Source organism: Castellaniella hirudinis, assembly GCF_047468865.1.
In the GTDB taxonomy this organism is placed as follows: Bacteria; Pseudomonadota; Gammaproteobacteria; order Burkholderiales; family Burkholderiaceae_B; genus Castellaniella; species Castellaniella hirudinis_A.
Window position 1 is genome coordinate 311,881 of sequence record NZ_JBLGTV010000003.1, and the last position, 15,008, is coordinate 326,888.

13 protein-coding genes and 1 pseudogene are annotated in these 15,008 nt (G+C 60.8%); 12 read left to right on the forward strand and 2 right to left on the reverse strand.

What is annotated here, in order from left to right; all coding sequences use genetic code 11:
* Positions 1-141: 141 nt before the first annotated feature.
* The gene (gene guaB / locus ACMHYJ_RS06940) at positions 142-1,602 is read left to right on the forward strand and encodes an IMP dehydrogenase (RefSeq protein ID WP_414245471.1); all 1,461 of its coding nucleotides are present in this window, start codon (positions 142-144) and stop codon (positions 1,600-1,602) included.
* 3 nt (positions 1,603-1,605) lie between these two features.
* Positions 1,606-2,826 (forward strand): amidohydrolase, encoded by a 1,221-nt coding sequence (locus tag ACMHYJ_RS06945; RefSeq protein WP_414245472.1) that lies wholly within the window; start codon positions 1,606-1,608, stop codon positions 2,824-2,826.
* 45 nt (positions 2,827-2,871) lie between these two features.
* Here ACMHYJ_RS06945 and ACMHYJ_RS06950 read toward each other — a convergent pair whose 3' ends face one another.
* Positions 2,872-4,140 (reverse strand): YbfB/YjiJ family MFS transporter, encoded by a 1,269-nt coding sequence (locus tag ACMHYJ_RS06950; RefSeq protein ID WP_414245473.1) that lies wholly within the window; start codon positions 4,138-4,140, stop codon positions 2,872-2,874.
* Between the two features lie 175 nt (positions 4,141-4,315).
* Here ACMHYJ_RS06950 and guaA point away from each other — a divergent pair, with 175 nt between their 5' ends.
* The 4 genes and pseudogenes from guaA (at position 4,316) to ACMHYJ_RS06970 (ending at position 8,443) form a co-directional block, all read left to right on the forward strand.
* The gene (gene guaA / locus ACMHYJ_RS06955; protein WP_414245474.1) at positions 4,316-5,908 is read left to right on the forward strand and encodes a glutamine-hydrolyzing GMP synthase; all 1,593 of its coding nucleotides are present in this window, start codon (positions 4,316-4,318) and stop codon (positions 5,906-5,908) included.
* Between the two features lie 307 nt (positions 5,909-6,215).
* Positions 6,216-6,734: pseudogene (locus tag ACMHYJ_RS06960) on the forward strand (tyrosine-type recombinase/integrase); the annotation flags it as partial.
* Between the two features lie 192 nt (positions 6,735-6,926).
* Positions 6,927-7,094 (forward strand): hypothetical protein, encoded by a 168-nt coding sequence (locus tag ACMHYJ_RS06965; RefSeq protein WP_414245475.1) that lies wholly within the window; start codon positions 6,927-6,929, stop codon positions 7,092-7,094.
* Between the two features lie 467 nt (positions 7,095-7,561).
* Entirely contained in the window at positions 7,562-8,443 is an 882-nt protein-coding gene (locus ACMHYJ_RS06970) for a replication protein RepA (RefSeq protein WP_414245476.1), read from the forward strand.
* Between the two features lie 545 nt (positions 8,444-8,988).
* On the opposite strand, the gene ACMHYJ_RS06975 is transcribed toward ACMHYJ_RS06970, so the two are convergent.
* Positions 8,989-9,198 carry a hypothetical protein gene (locus tag ACMHYJ_RS06975; RefSeq protein WP_414245477.1) on the reverse strand — a complete coding sequence of 70 codons (210 nt, stop codon included), beginning with the start codon at positions 9,196-9,198 and terminating at the stop codon, positions 8,989-8,991.
* A gap of 299 nt (positions 9,199-9,497) precedes the next feature.
* Here ACMHYJ_RS06975 and ACMHYJ_RS06980 point away from each other — a divergent pair, with 299 nt between their 5' ends.
* The 6 genes from ACMHYJ_RS06980 to ACMHYJ_RS07005 all read left to right on the forward strand — a co-directional run bounded on the left by ACMHYJ_RS06980 (position 9,498) and on the right by ACMHYJ_RS07005 (position 14,908).
* Positions 9,498-9,869: a plasmid mobilization protein gene (locus tag ACMHYJ_RS06980; protein WP_414245478.1), complete on the forward strand. Its 372-nt coding sequence runs from the start codon at positions 9,498-9,500 to the stop codon at positions 9,867-9,869.
* 81 nt (positions 9,870-9,950) lie between these two features.
* Complete coding sequence (locus tag ACMHYJ_RS06985) at positions 9,951-10,223, forward strand: DUF1778 domain-containing protein (RefSeq protein WP_414245479.1); 273 nt, start codon at positions 9,951-9,953, stop codon at positions 10,221-10,223.
* A 3-nt stretch (positions 10,224-10,226) separates the two neighbouring features.
* Positions 10,227-10,715 carry a GNAT family N-acetyltransferase gene (locus ACMHYJ_RS06990; RefSeq protein WP_414245480.1) on the forward strand — a complete coding sequence of 163 codons (489 nt, stop codon included), beginning with the start codon at positions 10,227-10,229 and terminating at the stop codon, positions 10,713-10,715.
* Between the two features lie 55 nt (positions 10,716-10,770).
* Positions 10,771-14,142, forward strand: coding sequence for a DNA methyltransferase (locus tag ACMHYJ_RS06995; RefSeq protein WP_414245481.1), 3,372 nt, complete (start codon positions 10,771-10,773; stop codon positions 14,140-14,142).
* Entirely contained in the window at positions 14,139-14,720 is a 582-nt protein-coding gene (locus ACMHYJ_RS07000) for a Zeta toxin family protein (RefSeq protein ID WP_414245482.1), read from the forward strand. Before ACMHYJ_RS06995 ends, ACMHYJ_RS07000 begins: the two co-directional genes overlap by 4 nt.
* Complete coding sequence (locus tag ACMHYJ_RS07005) at positions 14,717-14,908, forward strand: hypothetical protein (protein ID WP_414245483.1); 192 nt, start codon at positions 14,717-14,719, stop codon at positions 14,906-14,908. The genes ACMHYJ_RS07000 and ACMHYJ_RS07005 overlap by 4 nt, the downstream gene beginning before the upstream one ends.
* Positions 14,909-15,008 lie beyond the last annotated feature (100 nt).

A 15,008-nucleotide genomic window follows, 5' to 3' on the forward strand; every position in this document is an offset into this window, starting at 1 on the left:
GGTCTCCTGGCCGCCGCCTGATGGGTTGTGCCGCGTGATCGCCGGCCTTGAGCCGGACAGCACGCCGGCGCGGCCCGATTGGGGTTTATCCGGGGGGGTTAACGGCGTATAATCCTGCTTTGCCCGGAGTCTATACAGTTTATGCGTCTCATCAAAAAAGCGCTCACCTTCGACGACGTTCTCCTGGTGCCTGCCTTTTCCCAGGTCTTGCCGCGCGATACGCGCCTGGCCACGCAGCTTACGCGCGGCATCCAGTTGAACATCCCGCTGGTCTCGGCCGCCATGGACACCGTCACCGAATCCCGTCTGGCCATCGCCATGGCCCAGGAAGGCGGTATCGGCATCATCCATAAAAACCTCAGCGCGGATGAACAGGCCCGCGAAGTCGCTCGTGTCAAGCGCCACGAATTCGGCATCGTCATCGACCCCATCACCGTCACGCCCACCATGAAAGTGCGGGACGCCATCGAGCTGCAGCGCCTGCACGGGATTTCCGGCCTGCCGGTGGTCGAAAGCGGCAAGCTGGTGGGGATCGTCACCAACCGGGATCTGCGCTTTGAAGACCGCCTGGATGTGTCGCTGCGCGAAATCATGACGCCGCAGGACAAGCTGGTCACCTTGCACGAAGGCGCCACCCTGGAAGAAGCCCAGGCCCTGATGCACAAGCACCGCCTGGAACGCGTGCTGATCGTCAACGACAAATTCCAGCTGCGCGGCCTGGCCACGGTCAAGGACATCGTCAAAAATACCGAACACCCCCTGGCCAGCAAGGATTCCCAAGGCCAGCTGCGCGTGGGCGCGGCCGTGGGCGTGGGCGAGGGCACCGACGAGCGCGTCGAGAAACTGGCCGCGGCCGGGGTGGACGTCATTGTGGTGGATACCGCCCATGGCCATTCCGCGGGCGTCATCGAACGCGTCCGCTGGGTCAAGAAACACTACCCCAACATCCAGGTCATCGGCGGCAATATCGCTACGGCCGCCGCCGCCCGGGCGTTGGCTGAAGCGGGCGCCGATGCGGTCAAGGTCGGCATCGGCCCCGGCTCCATCTGCACCACGCGCATCGTGGCGGGGGTGGGGGTGCCGCAAATCACCGCCATCGCCGACGTGGCCCAGGCCCTGGAAGGCACGGGCATCCCCCTGATCGCCGACGGCGGCATCCGCTACTCGGGCGATGTCTCCAAGGCCCTGGCCGCCGGCGCGTCCACCTGCATGATGGGCGGCATGTTCGCCGGCACCGAAGAAGCCCCCGGCGAGGTCGTGCTGTTCCAGGGGCGCTCGTACAAATCCTACCGGGGAATGGGCAGCCTGGGCGCCATGGCCGACGGCTCGGCCGACCGCTACTTCCAGGATCCCAACAACAACGTCGACAAGCTCGTGCCCGAAGGCATTGAGGCCCGTGTGCCCTACAAGGGCAGCGTCATCGCCATCATCTACCAGTTGGTTGGGGGGGTGCGGGCGTCCATGGGCTATTGCGGCAGCGCCACCATTGCCGACCTGCACGCCCAGGCCGAGTTCGTCGAAATCACCGCCGCCGGGGTGCGTGAATCCCACGTCCACGACGTGCAGATCACCAAAGAAGCCCCCAACTACCGGGCCGACTGATCCATGGCGGATTCAGTTTCCTCTGCGCCGGCCGCGCCCGCCGGGGTGCGGATCAGCGATGATCTGGCCCGGGCCATGCGCGGCTGGCGGCGCGACTTCCACCAGCATCCCGAACTCGGCCACGAAGAACACCGCACAGCGGCCCGCGTGGCCCAGCTGCTGCGCGGCTGGGGCCTGGCCGTGCACGAAAACTACGGCGGCACCACCGGGGTCATCGGGGTGCTGGCGGGCCGCCTGGGCGCGGGCCCCACACTGGGCCTGCGGGCCGACATGGACGCCCTGCCCATGCAGGATCAGGGCAGCCATGGACATCGGTCCGTGCATGACGGGGTGGCCCATGCCTGCGGCCACGATGGCCATACCGCCACTTTGTTGGGGGCCGCCGGCCACCTGGCCGCCCAGCCCGATTTTGCCGGGCGCGTGGTGTTCATTTTCCAGCCCGCCGAAGAACCCCTGACCGGGGCCAAGGCCCTGGTGGATGCCGGCCTGTTCCGGGATTTTCCCTGCGACGAAATCTACGGTCTGCACAACAACAACTGCATCGGGCCAGGGCAGGTCGGCGTGCGGGTCGGCGCCATCCTGTCGGCCTGCGACCTGTTTGAAATCCATATCCGGGGCCTGGGCGGCCACGCCGCCATGCCGCACCAGGCCAACGATCCCATCGTGGCCGGCGCGGCGCTGGTGCAGTCCCTGCAGTCCGTGGTCAGCCGCAATATCAGCCCCTTCGATACGGCCGTGCTCAGTATCTGCCAGTTTCAGGCGGGCAGCGCCATCAACGTGATCGCCGACCACGCGGTGCTGCGCGGCACCGTGCGCACCCTGTCGCGCGAAGCCCAGGCGCGTACTTTGCAGCGGCTGCGCGAACTCTGCGACGGCGCCGCCCTGGGTTATGGTTGCGACATCCGTTTCGACCACCTGCTCAGTTCTCCGCCCACTCTCAACCAGGCGGGGCCCGTGGCCCATGTCCATCGGGCGGCCGAGGCCGTGCTGGGGGCGGGCCAGGTCGTCGATCCCGTCACGCCCCTGATGGCGTCCGAGGATTTCGCCTATTTGCTGGATCACTGCCCGGGGGCGTATTTCTTCCTGGGGCACGACGGCCTGACCTGCCATCACCCGGAATTCGACTACGACGACGCGCTGCTGGCCCAGGGGGCTGCCATTTTCGTCACGCTGGTGGTTCAGCGGCTGGCCGCGCCGATATCCAGCAATACACCGGACAACTGATCCGGGACGCTGATCAGTGAGCCAGAACGTAAATCAGGGGCGTGTTCATGGGCTTGCTTTTTCTTGCGGGGTGTTTTGCGCCTGCAGCCGCAAGATAGGGGCTGCCCCGGCCAGCAGGCCCAGCGTGCCCAGGGCCAGGGCGAATTCCAGCGGCGCGTCGAACCAGGCGTGAGTCAGGCTGAAGAAGATCGGCCCCACCAGTTGCCCCAGGGCAAACGAGGCCGTCATCGCGGCAATCTGGCGCTTTGCGCCTGCGGGCCCCACTGTGGCCTGGGCCTCCTGCAGGCCCACCATGGTGATCACCATGAAAGCGCTGCCCACGCAGACGGCGGCCAGCAGGATGGCCGCCAGGCTGTGCCAGAGGGCGGGCACCAGCACCCCGACGGCCATCATCACCTGCGCCCCCGCCCAGATCTGTGGACGGCTGAAGCGCCGGGCCAGCCGGCTGGCCACCAAGGTGGACGCCGCGCTGGCCAGGCCGAACACTGGCCAGGCCAGACTGAACAGCCAGGGGTCCGGGATCAACAGGCGGGCCTGCGCGGGCAGGAACGTGGCGGGCAGGATGTAGCCGAAGCCATAGACCCCGTAGCACAGGATCAGGCCCCAGTGCAGCGGCGGGGCGGCCGGGCGGCCTGCGCGGGCTGGCGGGCCGGGCTCGGCATCCGGGCCGGTTGCGGACGCCCCGTCCACAGCGGCAGACCCTTGGCCGCCCGAGGATTGCGCCGGCGCGGCGGCGCCCGCGCGGACGTGTTCCGGTGTGCGCCACATGGTGGACGCCCCCAGCAAGCCGACCCAGGCCGCCCCCGCCAGCCACAGCCAGGCCGACGCGGCCCGGGCGCCCAGCAGGGTCAGGCCCATGCAGGCCAGTCCGGCGAACATGATGCCGCAACCCACCCCCGCAAAGACAATCCCGCTGTGCTCGGCCTTGCCCAGGGCGTTGAGCCGGGCAATGCACAAAGCGGCCGTCCCGATCATCACCCAAGCGCTGGCCACCCCCGCCAGCAGCCGCCAGGCCAGCCAGCCGGCCCAGTGAGTATCCAGGCCCATGGCGGCCGTGGTCAGCACCACCAGCCACAAGCCCCGCTGCAGCAGCTGGGCGGGCGTCCAACTCAGGTGAGTAACCAGCAGCGCGCCCAGCAGATACCCGAGATAATTGGCGCTGGCCAGCCAGCCCCCCTGGGCCAGCGTCAGGCCCAAGTCCGCCTGCATCATGGGCAGCACCGGCGTAAAGGCGAAGCGGCCAATGCCCATGGCGACGGCCAGCGCCAGCAGACCGGCCAGAGGCAGGGGGAACCGCGACGCGTGCTTAACCATTGGACAGCCGTTTTTTTTATTGAGAATGCCCATACTGTAATGGCAGCGGCGCGTTTCCGACAAACCCGGCGTGCCCCGCAGAGGAAAAAACCGCATCCAGGCCGTGCGTCGGCCTGATCCGCAGCGGCGGTATGGGTTAAAGTATCGCCTTGAACAGCCCTACTTATTTCCCATCATGCACCAGCGCATCCTCATCCTGGACTACGGTTCACAGGTTACCCAGCTTATTGCCCGGCGTGTCCGCGAATGCGGCGTCTATTGCGAAATCCATCCCGGAGATGTGGACGACGCTTTCATCCGCGCCCAGCAAGCCCTGGGCCTGAAGGGCATCATCCTGTCGGGCAGCCATGCCTCGGCCTATGCCGAGGCCGCGCTGCAGGTGCCCGCCGGGGTTTTCCAGGCCGGGGTGCCGGTGTTGGGCATTTGCTACGGCATGCAGTCCATGGCCCTGCAACTGGGCGGCCAGGTCGAATTTTCAGACCACCGCGAATTCGGCTACGCCGAAGTCCGCGCGCATGGCCATACGCGGCTGCTGGACGGCCTGCAGGATTTCTCCACTCCCGAAGGCCATGGCATGCTGAAAGTGTGGATGAGCCACGGCGACCGGGTCACCGCGCTGCCGCCCGGCTTTGTGCGCATGGCGTCCACCCCGTCTTGCGACATCGCCGGCATGGCCGACGAAGCGCGCGGCTTCTATGCCGTGCAGTTCCACCCCGAAGTCACCCACACCCTGCAGGGCCAGGCCCTGCTGGCGCGCTTCGTCACGGACATCTGCGGCTGCGCGCGCGATTGGAACATGCCCGACTACGTCGCCGAAGCCGTCGCCCGCATCCGCGACCAGGTCGGCGCCGATGAAGTCATCCTGGGCCTGTCTGGCGGGGTCGATTCCTCCGTCGCCGCCGCCCTGATCCACAAGGCCATCGGCGACCAACTGACCTGCGTATTCGTTGATCATGGCCTGCTGCGCCTGAACGAAGCCGCCCAGGTCATGAATACCATGTCCAGGCACCTGGGCATCCGCGTCATCCATGTGGATGCCAGCGAGCAATTCATGGGCAAACTGGCTGGCGTGTCCGATCCCGAAGCCAAGCGCAAGATCATCGGCCGCGAATTCGTCGAAGTCTTCCAGGCGGAATCCGCCAAGCTGAAATCCGCCAAGTGGCTGGCCCAGGGCACGATTTATCCCGACGTCATCGAATCCGCCGCGTCCAAGACCGGCAAGGCGGTGGCCATCAAATCGCACCACAATGTCGGCGGCCTGCCCGAAACCCTCAACCTGAAGCTGCTGGAACCCCTGCGCGAACTGTTCAAGGATGAAGTCCGCCACCTGGGCCTGGCCCTGGGCCTGCCGCCCGAAATGGTTTTCCGCCACCCGTTCCCCGGGCCCGGTCTGGGGGTGCGCATTCTGGGCGAAGTCAAGCAGGAATACGCCGACTTGCTGCGTCGGGCGGATGATATCTTCATCTCTGAATTGCGCAATACGATGGATGAATCCACCGGAAAATCCTGGTATGACCTGACGTCCCAGGCGTTTACCGTATTCCTGCCGGTAAAGTCCGTGGGGGTGATGGGCGATGGCCGCACATATGACTATGTGGTGGCCCTGCGCGCCGTGCAGACCACGGACTTCATGACCGCCGATTGGGCGGAATTGCCGTATTCTTTGCTGAAGAAGGTCTCTTCGCGGATCATCAATGAGGTGCGCGGGATCAATCGGGTGACTTATGATGTGTCGAGCAAGCCGCCGGCTACGATTGAGTGGGAATGATTCTGCGTCTGGCAAGGACTAGCACCACATAGCAAAAAACCTTCATAAGCCCGTGTTATCACGGGCTTTTTTCCTATCTTTCCTAGCAGTGTCTGGCATTGTCGGGTAGCTACAAGTACAAATTTTTCATGGTACGAACGATGGTATTATCGACGGCGATACCATGATTCGTGCGCGATACCATGATTCCATGTTGTGGATACATCATGGTATCAAGTTTCCAAAAATCCATTGGATTCAATGCGTTATAGATAATTTTTAGGCCAATTCTCATCATGGTATCGCAGCTACGATCAGGAAGCCCGCCATGTTGACCGATACCAAGCTTCGTAACCTCAAGCCGCAGGACCGGATGTACAAGCTGCCCGACCGTGACGGCCTGTATGTTGCCGTCACCAAGGCGGGGGCGATCTCCTTTCGCTATAACTACCTGATCAACGGGCGACAGGAGACGATGACCTTCGGCCAGTACGGCGTAGGGGGTATCACGTTGTCAGAGGCGCGAGAGCGCCTTGCAGAGGCCAAGCAGCTGTTGGCCGAAGGAAAGTCACCGGCACGAGAGAAAGCCCGCGAGAAAGCCCGTGACAAGGACGCAAAAACGTTTGACGCCTGGGCGGAGAAGTGGCTGCGGGGCTACCAAATGGCGGATTCCACCCGTGACATGCGTCGGGCAGTCTACAACCGCGAATTGAAGGCCAAGTTTGGAAAGCTGAAGCTGGCCGAAATCACCCACGAAGACTTGCGCATCCTGACAGATGCGATTGTGGCGCGTGGTGCACCAGCGACGGCTGTGCATATACAGCCTTTTCAGTTCCGCACTGAACGCGCCTTCGCTGCGCTTGGCACGTTGGTAGGCCAGTCTCATCGCGGGTGATGTTGGGTCCTTCGATTTGTGGCGACTGCAATATTTGGTGCTCAGTCGCGTATTTTCAGGAAGGCCGCGCAGTGCTTCGCTGCCCCGTGTACGGAAATCGGCTGCCTCGGTGGGCTGGCCGCAGAATCGACAGATGGAACTCTGATGCCGATTGGTCAAGCGTCGGTCTGGTCGCTGTTTGGGAAGTTTAAGGCTGCAGGCCTCGGCGAGATAACGCAGTACGTCGATGGTTTCAATAACGACTTGGTCGGCAGAAGTTCGATTGTGCTTGCTGGGGCTGGTGTGTTGCACGAAAAACAGGAATCGCTCTAGCCGATCCATGCGGTAGTGATGGGCGATTGTGGAAAGTGCGCTCCAGTCCTTGGGTCTGCTGCGCTGCGTGAACAGCTGTACGGCTTCTGCGTTTGAGCCTTGGACGATGTCCCCATCGTTGCCGGGGATGGTGCCGGGCTGCAAGGCGCTCAAGGTGTACTTGGTCCAGGCGAGTTCCATGATGTTGGTGGACAGGCTGCGTGGGTTGCGTTGCACCAGTTCCCGCCATGCCGGATCTATGTGCTCTCGGAATAGGCGGTAGATCGAGAATTTGCTTCCCTTCTCGGTGTAAGGCCCCCATTCCAACAAAAACGTATGAGTAGCGTCGGCGACAGCGGGGTCACAATGTGACTCGGTCAAGAGATCCCGTAAAATGGCAATGTCAACCATAGAAGATACTTTGTAGACTGCATTGTCAGGCACTATCCGGCATTCTCGGTGCTGTTGTCAAGCACCTGAGCCGGTTAATGTCCGACGCCGATAGCGCCCTGATTGAACGATCTATAGAAATCGCCAGCATTCCCCCGGCTGGCGACGATATGGCGTTCACGCATGCGATTCTCTGTCAGGTTGGCTTGCCTCGGGCAAAGGTGCAAGGCCATGAGTTCATGCGTCGGTCAGGCGCGGCCTGGGTTAGCGTGCAGGCGGGATGGTTGGACGAGGGCAGGGGGCCGGTGCAGCAGTTGGTTCCGTACGGGGCGATGCCGCGTTTGGCGTTGGCATGGATTTCGACCTATGCCGTACGGCACGGGACACGGGAGATTCCGATTGGCGATAGCGCGTCTGCATTTCTGCGTTCAATGGGCACGGATATGGGCGGTCGCCGCTATCGGACATTGCGCGCGCAAATGCACGCCTTGGCAGCCTGCCGCTTGCAACTGGGCTTCAAGGGCCGAACCTTCAACGGCCAGCCCGTGGAACAGTTTGATGCCTGGATCGCTGACCGGGACAGCACACAGCGATCGCTGTGGCCGGGTTTGATGGTTCTGTCAGAGCCGTACTACCGGGAGTTGCGGGAAAGCGCGGTGCCACTCGACAACAGGGCATTACAGGCCCTCAGAGGCTCCGCATTAGCTTTGGATGTCTACGCATGGCTCGCCCATCGTTTGCATCGTCTGGGGGGCCATAGGGCCCTCCTGCACTGGAAACCGCTGCGAGAACAGTTCGCCCAGGAATACACCGGGAAGACGGCCGCAACCGATTTCAAGAAAAGTTTCCTGGCGGCGCTGCAGAAGGTGTTGGTGGTGTACCCCCAGGCCGACGTGCGTATCGTGCGCGGTGGCGTGCAGCTGGCTCCTTCGCCCACGCCGGTGTCGCGTCGCTGCTTTCCGGTAGGTTCGGTCGGATAGGGCCGTCCGGTTACCGGAGTACCGAAGCACCAAAGATCGTCCTGTGCTTGTCTCCTGGCCGAGGATGCTGATTCGGGTGTGGGCATGTCTGTGGATTGGCCAAGTTATCCCCGTGCAATCGCCCCTACCCCTTTCGTGCGATCACCCCTACCTTTTCGTGCAATCACCCCTACTTTTTTCGTGCAATCGCCCCTACCCTAAAACCGATACCTTTACCTGTAATTCTTACCTATACCTTTTTACTGGTAAGAAGAGCACGAAAAATGTGGATAACTGCCCTGCAGCAGTGCTGAGGGGAGGGCGTTTCGTAGGCCTGGAAGGCAGGATGAGCACCAAAAGAAGAAGCACGGCGTTCGTCGCTCGTGAAAGCGGGTGTGTAAAGTACGGCTGCAGGTGCGTCTGGGACGCTGCGCAAGGCTCGAAATAGCTGCGGCGGCGCCGATATGGGGTAAATTCCCCCGGATTCGTCTCAGCGTCCGTACATTACCCACCGGGCAGTGACACTTTCATTTTGTTTGTTTTCGGGCGTGTACCTGGGGCCGATCTTAGCGTTCCGATTTGTCGGCAGAGGCATCATCCTTCGGTAGGTGGCTTGTCAGGGATCGCCACCGAGCGCGTGCCCGTTCTGCGTCTTGTCGCGCTGCGGCCATCACCGACGGGTCGCCGTCTTCCTCTGCAGCCGCCAGATAGGCTGCAATATCGGCTTCGGTTGCAAGGTAGTCCACCGTGTCGTATCGGCTGAAGGTGATCGCCATATCTGGCCCCCGCTAGGCAACTTTGCGCAATTCTGCGCAAATGTAGATGATTATTTTGGTGTTTTTGATTGTTTTGTGCAATTCAACGCAATTCAAGGAAATTTAGCGCAACTTAGGGCAATTTTTCCCGATGCCCGTGGTGATTATCGTTAAGTTGCACGATGCTGGATGGCAAGATGTGTAATGTACCGGTACACGCTGCGCATGAACTCGTACATTACCGCCTCTTACTCGCCTGTGGCTCGACGGAATCGTGCTCTGCGAGGCACACTGTCGCTGCCGCAACCAGGATCAGAAGCATGGCAAAACAAGAAACAGGTACGAAGGAAAAAAGGGCGGGGCGACCCCGCCGAGAACGGATAGAAGTGTGGGCCACAGGGGAGGAAAAAGCAGCGATCACCGAGTCAGCAGAGGCAGTGGGTATGACCGCGTCAGCCTACCTTCGGGCGCTGGCCCTGAACACACCGATCCGATCCAAGGCCGACTATCAGGCTATTGCCGACCTTGTAAAAGTGACTGGTGATCTGGGCCGGGTGGCGGGTTTGTTGAAGCTCTGGCTTGCTGAAAAGCGCGGACAGGGCGCATATCCGTCTGATGTCGAAGCGATGATGCTGGACTTTCGTAAGTTGCAGCATGAGGTGAGGCAGGCGACCGCCCTGGTGATGAAGTGAAGATGCTCGGCGGTTGATTTGAAATATTTCCTTGGCGCGGAAAATTGTACGGTACAATAGCGTACAAATCGGAGATGAATTATGACTACTGCCGCCGCCCGCCTGGATTTTCGTCTTGAGCCGCGTGACAAAGACCGTATCACCAAAGCCGCCGCCTTGCGCGGCCTACCCGTGTCGTCTTTCGTTCGCGATGCTGTCTTGCGCGAAGCCGATGCCGCCATTGCAGCCGATACTGTAGTCACTTTGTCCGCTGCCGAATCACGCCGCTTCCTGGCGGCGCTGGATGCCCCATTCCAGCCCAATGCGCGTCTGAAGGCAGCAATGGATGCCGCCGCCTCTGTGGCACAGCGTTGATCCATGGCCTTAGCCTTTGTTGTCCTGGATGGGCATCGGCATGACCGTGTCGGGTTTTCCTGTGGTGTCGCAGTCCTGGATGATTACCTACGCCGCCGGGCCGGACAGCATCAGCGCGACGGTATCGCTACCACGCATGTCCTGGTGGACGACACTGATCCTACACGCATTCTTGGCTATTGCTCTCTGTCAGCGGCACAACTCCACCTGCACGAGATGCTTGAGCAGGATCGCAGGCGGCTACCAGCATATCCCGTGCCCGCGATACGGGTAGGGCGCTTGGCCGTGTCTCAGGCGCGGCAGGGTAAAGGGTACGGCCAACTGCTACTGGGCCACGCGGTGAATCTTGCCGTGGCTGTGCGGCAAACCATGGGCGTGCGGGTGTTGATCGTGGATGCAAAGGATGCGAAGGTAGCTGCGTTTTACGAGAGTTTTGGCTTTCGGCGCACGGCCAGTGCTGCGCTGACGCTCTATTTGCCGGTGTCGGGCTGACGCTGTCATTCAGGCACCTATGTGTGCCGCCATTTAAAAAGGGAGAACGCTGATCATGACGGCGCTCAGCTTCAAAGGGAAAGAATTCGTCTACAACCACCATCTGGCTGTGCCGTTTCGCCCCCTGGTGCCGCACCCGGAAAAGGGGATAGGCCCGGCGTCGTTGGATGGCAACCTGATCATTCAGGGCGATAACCTGCATGCGCTCAAGGCGCTGCTGCCGTATTACGCCGGAAAGGTGGACTGCATTTTCATTGATCCGCCTTACAACACCGGCAACGAGGGCTGGAGCTACAACGACAACGTCAATGCCCCGATGATCCGGGAATGGCTGAATAACAATCCGATTGGCATCGAGGATGGCCTGCGACACGACAAGTGGTGCGCCATGATGTGGCCGAGATTGCGGCTGCTGCATGAGTTACTGTCTGATGACGGACTTATATTTGTCACCTTGGATGATAACGAACAGCATCGATTCCGCTTGCTGATGGATGAGGTTTTCGGCGATGGCAATTATGTTGCGACAGCTGCATGGCAGAAGCGTACGTCACCAGATGCACGAAAAAACTTGTCTCCAGCATACGATTATGTGACGGTTTATGCCAAGGACCTTGTGAAAGGTAAATTGTCTTTGAACAGAATGCCGCTTGCCGCAGGTCGTGTTGATGAATATCGTAATCCCGATGGCGATCATAGGGGAGAGTGGGCGTCTGTCGATCTGACTGGGCAAACTGGGCACGCTACGGCGGATCAGTTCTACGAGATAGAGCTACCGTCTGGTAGGAAGATTATGCCCCCAGAAGGGAGGTGTTGGGCCCTTGCGCAAGACACCTTTAATCGATTGGCTGCTGATAAACGAATCTGGTTTGGGGTATCTGGAGATAGCAGGCCGAGGCTCAAAAAATTCTTATCTGAGAGCGAAGGAGCGACCATATGGACGTGGTGGCCGTATGAGGAGTGTGGGACCAATGAGAGAGCTGCGCAGGTTCTGAGAGATGTGATGGGGCAGCCTGTCGCGTTTGATAATCCAAAACCTGTGCAGTTGATCGACAGAATAGTAAGTCTGGCGACAGATAGAAATGCCTTGATCCTGGACTCTTTCGCCGGATCAGGCACCACGGCCCATGCTGTCTTGGAAGCCAACAAGCGTGACGGCGGTAACCGCCGCTTCATCTTGGTCGAAATGGAAGACTACGCCGATCGCTTGACAGCCGAACGCGTCCGACGCGTCGTCAACGGTTATGACTTCCACGGCACCCAAAAGACCGAACTCCTTCGTGAACGCCTGACGTTTTCAACCCTCAAGTCGTCCGAAACGTTATTACACCGAATCGAAGGCATTGAAAATCTGCAAGGCCATGAGTTCGACCGTATCAAAAAAGAAGTCAAAGATGGCGAACTCGTCGTCACGGGCGAAAGATCGATTGAAAGCAGGACAGAGGGCCTGGGCGGCAGCTTCACCTACTGCACCTTGGGTGCGCCCATTGAACTGGACAAAATTCTGACGGGCCAGGACCTGCCCGCCTATCGCAGCTTGGGGGCCGTGCTGTTCAATATGGCGACCAGCCAAGTCCTGAACCCGGCAGCAATACGCGAGGCCGACTTTTATCTGGGCGCAACGGACAGCTTTGTGCTGGAGCTGTCGGCTACCCCACAGGACGTGCAGCCGCGTGGGGGCAGGAACCCCCGTCCAGGGCGTTATGCCAACATCCTGGTGGAAGTGACGGGCCGCGAGCTGGATCGCGAAGGCATGATCAAGATGCCGCTCAATCTCGACCCCAGGCAGGGCACGGACTGGCGGGCCACGCTGAATGCCGCGTTGGATCGCCTGAATAGCGTGACAAGGGACGCCGACCGGCTGCGAGCCGATACCGGGCGCACTATCCGCCCAATCATGCTGGTGCAGGTAGAGCGTACCGGGCGCGACCAGCGTGAAAGCCATCACATCCATGCTGACGATGTCAAGGACTGGCTGATCACGGCGGGCTTCGATGAGGCCGAAGTGGCCATCAAAACGGCGGAGCAAAACGATCTGGCCGATCCCGAGAACCAGGATCTACTGTCACCCACCAATCGTGTGCGTGTCATCATCACCAAGCAGGCGCTGCAGGAAGGCTGGGATTGTCCCTTTGCCTATGTGCTGTGCAGTCTGGCCGCAAGTTCCAACCAGAAGGCCATGACGCAGCTGGTAGGCCGCATCCTGCGCCAGCCATATGCCTTGAAAACAGGCGTTGACACGCTGGACGAGTGCTATGTGATCACCCACCATGCGGCGACCAAGGACGTGGTAGAGGCCATCAAAACGGGCTTGGAGCAAGATGGTTTGGGCGACCTCGTGCTGCAGGTCTCACAGCCGGATACGCAAGGTGGCGGGCTGACGGTTCGACCTATTCAGCGCCGTCCTGCATTTGCCAAGACCGAGATTTACTTGCCCAAGGTCCTGCGGGTGGTCGGTAAGGACATTCGGGAACTGGACTATGAAACCGACGTGTTGGCCGCCATCGACTGGCGGGGTTTCGATCCGACGGACATTGCGAATCGCATTCCCGACAACGCCCAGGCGGCTGAGAGCCAGTTGCAGCGTATTCAACTGGCCGACGATGGCGATGAACTGCTGACCAATAGCCCGGTGGCCCGCAATCAGGAATCTTTGGCGTTTGATCCCGCCTATGCGGTGCGACTGGTGTCTGATTTGGTGCCCAATCCATTTGTGGCCCGCGAGATCGTTGCCAAAACGATTGCGCGTTTGCGTGAACGAGGTTTTGACAGCACTAAACTGGGCAAGCTGGCCAGCCTGATTGCAGAAGAACTGCGCAAAGGCCTGGATGCAGCGCGAACGATGTTGGCCGAAACGGTGTTCAAGAACGAGGTGGCGCAAGGCCGCATCCAGTTTCGGCTGCGATTGGATGGGCGCAATTGGAAGATGCCAAGCACCATGGCGACAAGCGAACCGGAGGGTGCCCGTCAGCTGCTGGGCCGGGACGGCGGCGCGCTGCGACAAAGTTTGTTCGCGCCCGTGTACGAGGCGGAACTGAATCAGGACGAGCGTGACGTGGCGGTTTATCTGGATGCCACCGAGACGCTATCATGGTGGCACCGGAATGTGGCCCGGCGGCAGTACGGTCTGCAGGGCTGGAAACGCGCCAAGGTCTATCCAGACTTCATCTTCGCTGTGCAGCAGGACGGCAGCGCCCAGCGCATCGTGGCGCTGGAAACCAAGGGAGACCAGCTGAGTGGCAACCTGGATACTGCCTACAAGCGTGATTTGCTGAATTTCCTGTCGAGCAACTTCCAGTGGGATCGTGTCTCGCCCGTGGGTGACTTGGAGCTGGTAAGCACGGATACCACGGTGGAAGGCACGCTGATTCTGATGAGCGAGTGGCAGGCCAAGCTGCCTGCCTACCTGACAGGAGAGCTTGCATGACGATGACGCCCACCTGCTGGATGATCGCAGGCCCCAACGGCGCTGGAAAGACGACTTTTGCGCTGGATTACCTGCCCGCTGTGGCCCAGTGCCAGACGTTCATCAATGCCGATCTGATTGCTGCCGGGTTGTCACCTTTGAACCCCGAACGTGAACAGTTGGCAGCATCAAGGCTGTATCTGGCGGAAATCGACCGGTGCGAACGTACCCGCCAGGACTTCGCCTTTGAGACAACCTTGTCCGGGCGTGGTTATCTGCGACTGGTGGATCGTCTGATGCAAGGCGGATGGCGGGTAGAGATGTCATACTTGGCGCTACCCAATGTCCAGTTATCTCATGATCGGGTGGCGGAGCGTGTCATGCACGGTGGCCATAGCATCCCGGCTCAGGCAATTGAGCGGCGCTTTGCCCGTAGCCTGTACAACTTGTTTGCACTGTATGCTCCCAGGGTCAGCTTGACGCGCTGCTACCTGAATAGCCTGGACGACCCGATGCTGGTGTTTACGCAGCAGGGCGGTCATGTTGAAATTTTTGATGATGCTGTTTATCGGCACCTACGCGACGAGGCAGGCCTATGAAGCCCCAATATGATGAAGACACGCGCAAGGCGCTGGAAAGCCTGCGCAACTCCGTGGCTAAGGCACTGGATCGCAAGCGGCGCTTGGGCCAGTACGCCGTGGTGTGGAAGGACGGCAAGTCGGTCTACATCGGGCCGAATCCGCCTGAGCCGAAGGAACCGACCCGCAGCGACACCGAGCGGCGCTGAATGGATGCTCTGGCAGCGTCTGGCAGCTGAAGGAATATCTGAGGGATTGCAAGCATCGGGAACCAGAGGCGGTCGTGCGCTTCGAGACGCCACCAGGCAG

Coding starts and splice junctions, on each gene's coding strand:
- guaB (WP_414245471.1), top strand. CDS start 142: ATGCGTCTCATCAAAAAAGCGCTCACCTTCGACGACGTTCTCCTGGTG.
- ACMHYJ_RS06945 (WP_414245472.1), top strand. CDS start 1,606: ATGGCGGATTCAGTTTCCTCTGCGCCGGCCGCGCCCGCCGGGGTGCGG.
- ACMHYJ_RS06950 (WP_414245473.1), bottom strand. CDS start 4,140: ATGGTTAAGCACGCGTCGCGGTTCCCCCTGCCTCTGGCCGGTCTGCTG.
- guaA (WP_414245474.1), top strand. CDS start 4,316: ATGCACCAGCGCATCCTCATCCTGGACTACGGTTCACAGGTTACCCAG.
- ACMHYJ_RS06965 (WP_414245475.1), top strand. CDS start 6,927: ATGCCGATTGGTCAAGCGTCGGTCTGGTCGCTGTTTGGGAAGTTTAAG.
- ACMHYJ_RS06970 (WP_414245476.1), top strand. CDS start 7,562: ATGTCCGACGCCGATAGCGCCCTGATTGAACGATCTATAGAAATCGCC.
- ACMHYJ_RS06975 (WP_414245477.1), bottom strand. CDS start 9,198: ATGGCGATCACCTTCAGCCGATACGACACGGTGGACTACCTTGCAACC.
- ACMHYJ_RS06980 (WP_414245478.1), top strand. CDS start 9,498: ATGGCAAAACAAGAAACAGGTACGAAGGAAAAAAGGGCGGGGCGACCC.
- ACMHYJ_RS06985 (WP_414245479.1), top strand. CDS start 9,951: ATGACTACTGCCGCCGCCCGCCTGGATTTTCGTCTTGAGCCGCGTGAC.
- ACMHYJ_RS06990 (WP_414245480.1), top strand. CDS start 10,227: ATGGCCTTAGCCTTTGTTGTCCTGGATGGGCATCGGCATGACCGTGTC.
- ACMHYJ_RS06995 (WP_414245481.1), top strand. CDS start 10,771: ATGACGGCGCTCAGCTTCAAAGGGAAAGAATTCGTCTACAACCACCAT.
- ACMHYJ_RS07000 (WP_414245482.1), top strand. CDS start 14,139: ATGACGATGACGCCCACCTGCTGGATGATCGCAGGCCCCAACGGCGCT.
- ACMHYJ_RS07005 (WP_414245483.1), top strand. CDS start 14,717: ATGAAGCCCCAATATGATGAAGACACGCGCAAGGCGCTGGAAAGCCTG.